At 39.0% G+C, this 4378-nt stretch carries 2 protein-coding genes and 1 pseudogene; 1 reads left to right on the top strand and 2 read right to left on the bottom strand.

The genetic code is table 11. From position 1 onward, the window contains the following. The first annotated feature begins 309 nt into the window (after positions 1–309). Positions 310–1020 (top strand): glycerophosphodiester phosphodiesterase family protein, encoded by a 711-nt coding sequence (locus tag FC65_RS08965; protein WP_056972410.1) that lies wholly within the window; start codon positions 310–312, stop codon positions 1018–1020. 397 nt (positions 1021–1417) lie between these two features. On the opposite strand, the gene FC65_RS08960 is transcribed toward FC65_RS08965, so the two are convergent. Next, positions 1418–2518 (bottom strand): P1 family peptidase, encoded by a 1101-nt coding sequence (locus tag FC65_RS08960; protein ID WP_056972409.1) that lies wholly within the window; start codon positions 2516–2518, stop codon positions 1418–1420. 76 nt (positions 2519–2594) lie between these two features. Further along, a pseudogene (locus FC65_RS08955) lies at positions 2595–4230 on the bottom strand (peptide ABC transporter substrate-binding protein). Positions 4231–4378 lie beyond the last annotated feature (148 nt).

Here is a 4378-nt window from a genome sequence, read left to right as displayed (position 1 = left end):
ATTTCTAACTTAATTTTACAAACGACGACTAAAAAAATCAGCTACTAGAAATTTGTAAGGACACCGATGAGTAACAGGTCAACATTTTGAATACTCTTTTCTGTTTCTCTATAACATTATTTAAAAAGCGAGACTTTCTTTAAACAAATTGATTATTTTAATTCTCCACTTGAGTGTGCTAGAATGTGTGCTTGTTAAACGAGATAGAGCAGCTGATGTTTGACGTATTCGTTACAAACTTATCACTCAGCTATTACAGTCAGCACGTATAATACAGTTAACAATAATTATTCTAAAAGGAGAGCTAAAATGACTGATCATACCCTAATTTTTGGACATCGTGGTGCACCCTTTGATTTCCCTGAAAATTCCTTAGCTGGATTTAAGTATGCCTTAGCTCATCATATTGACGGACTTGAGTTTGACGTTCATTTGTCCAAAGATCAGATACCCGTAGTGATCCACGACGAAACTCTTGATAGGACCACCAATGGCAGTGGTCGTGTCCATGATTACACACTTAAACAATTGCGTAATTTCCATCTCGCTAACGGTGAACCGATCCCGACTTTGAAAGAGGTCCTTTCATTATTAGCCGGGCAAAACGTTTATGCTAATTTAGAATTTAAGACAAACAAGATACATTATCCCCAAATAGAAGAAATAGTTTTACAAATGGTAAAAGAAACTAACCTAGTTCACCCAATGATCTACTCATCTTTTGATTTGCAAACACTGCGTAACTGCCGTCAGATCGATCCCCATCAAAATTATAATTTTTTGTCATCTCATCGGATCTTTCATCCAGAAAAGACGATCAAAAAAGAGGGGTTGAGCGGTCTACACTTAAAGCACTACCAATCAGCCAGAATTTTACAAAGAGTTTGGACGGTCAATGATGAACACAAAGCTAAACTTTTGTTACAGCATGGGATCACTGGCATCATTACTGACGACTTTGAAAAAATCACCCGCTTACGAGATCAATTCGAAAAAAAGACACAGTTAATAACTAACTAAAATCATAGCAAACCCGCTGCTTACAAGAAACAGCGGGTTTCTTAGTTAGATTGTGACAGATAAGAGCTTCCAACTTCATCACCACAATATGGCGTTAAAGTCCCCTAGTGCTCGTCTCCTGATCGAGTTTCTCTGCCTTGTTTTTTTAGTCAGGCTCCGAAACTCAGAACACTGTGCCTAGCCAACTTCACCACCACATTGCCAAGTTCGCAATATGGTGTCAAAAGTCCCCTAGTGCTCGTCTCCTGATCGAGTTTCTCCGCCTTGTTTTTATTAGTCAGGCTCCGAAACTCAGAACACTGTGCCTAGCCAACTTCACCACCACATTGCCAAGTTCGCAATATGGTGTTAAAGTCCCCTAGTACTCGTCTTCTGATCGAGTTTCTCCGCCTTGTTTTTATATTAAGCCTAACATTTTTTGTAACTCTGCTACATCACTGTCTGTACCCTGCGCTTGTAATTGGACCTTAGCGAGGGCATCTGCCAAGCTTAAACGTTGTTGTCCCTTACGATCAATTGTTGTCTTAGCATGTACCAAAGAACTTAAGTTTGCTTCTTCAACCACTGCAACTGTCATTCTAAAGTAACGATCCATTTGATCATCAGAGATAGCCTTTTGCATTGATAGTTGCTGTTTAGGTGAATGCTCGATCTTGTTAGCTGTCGAAAAAGCCAAGGTGATCTCACCAGAATCATTGCCGATAAAAGAACCTGTTCTAGTGATCCCCACACTGGAACGTTTGGCGATCCGCTTCAGTTGACGTGAATTAAATGGAATATCTGTCGCGATAATAGTAATGATACTGCCATCTTCATCTCGTTTATGATATTCAGGCAATTGACTGATTTTATGTCCGACCTGATGATCATAAATATCCAAGTCAGAAACATAACCGTAGTTTGACATCACTAAGGCCCCCATTGTAAAGGTCTGTCCATCAATTTCTATCTGGCGTGAAGCAGAACCGATCCCGCCTTTAAGATCATAACAGCACATGCCTGTTCCTCCGCCAACACACCCTTCTTCAAAACACTCGCCGCGATCAGCAAAAGCTCGGGCAAAATCTTCTTCGGTTACCCCGAGGTCGCGAATATTATTGACTGCTCCATCATTACATTCCATCACCACTGGATTCACGGTCCCAGTAGCTAATCCGATCTCTTCATTTTCCGCTAAAGCTTTTTTGACCAAATAATTATAACCAACGCCGACCGACAAAGTATTAGTTAAGACGATCGGTGTTTCAAGCGTACCGAGTTCTTCAACTTGGACTAATCCTGTACTTTTACCAAAACCATTGATCAACTGACCAGCTGCAGCGAGTTTATGCTCGAATATATTATCCATCGTGGGAACAACTACTGTAACTCCTGTTTTTAACCGCTCTGTGATGATCGTGTGTTGTCCCACTGTTACTCCTGGAACATCGGTGATCAGATTATTTTTCCCCGGCTTAGTATCACTGATCCGATCCAAGAACGCCTTATTCAAACCCATGTAGATCCCCCCGTATATTGCTCTTTTTTAGTTAGCACTATCATAACATACTAGAATTTTAAAAAGCACACTGGCTTTACTCACTAATATAAGTGTATTTCCAGTTATTAGATACTCCAGCTGTATTCATGATCAGGCCTTTAACTTTCGGGGAGATCATGGCTGGCGTTTTTGCTTGATAAAGAGGGGTAATAACTTGTTGTTCACTTAATATTTTCGAAGCCTGGAGCATGTCATTCCACCGTTTTCCTTGGTCCATCGAATGAACAGTCATCGAATCTTTGATCAACTTATCAAATGTCGCGTCTTTCCAGCCACCTGTTTTCGAAGGATTATCTCCTGAAAAGATCTGTAAAAAAGTGATCGGGTCAGCAAAATCAGCCCCCCCAATATTGCAAAACTAAATCATAATCTCCTGCTGTAGACCGTGCAAGTCGGGTTTTAAATGGCACACTCGTCGTTGAGATTTTAACTTTTCCGTCAAGATGTTCTTCGATCTGGCTTTGTAGAAATTCAACATTTTTCTTATTTGCATCTGTATCATCTGTCAGTAAGTTTAACTTCAATTCTTTTTTGCCGATCTCATTTAAGCCTTCTTTTAACAACCTTTGAGCCTTATCTTTATCATAAGACACACCGGCTGTTGTTTGTGCTTCATCCGCAAAGTCTTTTCCTTGATAACTAGCTAACTTCGAACTAACGATTCCTTTGGAGACCACACCAGTATTACCCAAGACCTTATTAACGAATTGCTTGCGATCGATCGCATATGAAATGGCCTGTCTGATTTTTTTATTCTCAAGGCCGCTGTGATTTTCTTTATTGAATCCCAAATAATATGTGGTTGCAGAAGGCAAAACTTGATAGCCTTTCTTCTTGTTTAATGCCTTAGCCTGTTCAGCACTCAATTCAGTTTCATCTAACTTGCGCGATTGATACAAATTATAAGATGTTGTCGTGCTTTTATTAACCTTAAAATTGATTTGAGAAAGTTTGACGGCTTTCTTATCCCAATATGTTGGGTTTTTGATCAATTTCCAATTTAAATTAGTACCTGTCCAACCGGACATTTTGAAGGGACCATTATAAACCATGTATTTCGAAGCAGTTCCATATTTATTGCCATATTTTTGAACAGCTTTTTCGTTTTGTGGGAAAAAGATGGGGAAGCCCATCAATAGTTTGAAATAAGGAATCTGTTTATCTAAGCTGACTTCAAGTTTATACTTACTCACGGCCTTGATCCCAAGTGAATCAACCTCTTTTTTCTCATTACTTATATCAGTCGCATTTTTTATTCCATCGAATAAATAAGCGTAGCCGGAATTTGTTTTCGGGTCAACGGTCCTCCTCCAAGAATAAACAAAATCTTTAGCAGTCACCGTGTCGCCGTTACTCCACTTAGTATTCCTTCTCAGCTGAAAAGTGTACTTTAGACCATCACTGGAAACCTTAGCTGACTTTGCCAAGCACGGCGTGATCTTCGATTTCTTACCTAAGCGATATAGTCCATCCATACTATTATTTAACATATCAAAGCTGGTACCATCCATTGCCAACGACGGATCGATCGTTGGCAACTCAGTTTTTTCGTTCCAATTCAAGACCTGTTTATCAGCTTTATCATTCTTGTTGTTTGATCCGCAAGCTGTCAAAAACAGTACCAAACAAAGTGTTGAAACCGTGACTAATTTATGGTTAAAAAGATACATTTATGAAGACCTCCTTAAACAACTATTTATTTCAAACGGCTGTTCATTCCACTTTTTGTTAATAAAATTATAAACTTCTTAGAATAATAATAACCCTGAATTATTCATACTTTTTGTCTCTTGAAATGTCAAATTAAGTTAGAAATAA

Origin of the sequence: Ligilactobacillus acidipiscis DSM 15836 (assembly GCF_001435755.1) — a bacterium.
GTDB lineage: Bacteria > Bacillota > Bacilli > Lactobacillales > Lactobacillaceae > Ligilactobacillus > Ligilactobacillus acidipiscis.
The sequence above is the reverse complement of the archived record's forward strand: the minus strand, read 5'-3'. Positions and strand labels throughout refer to the sequence as shown.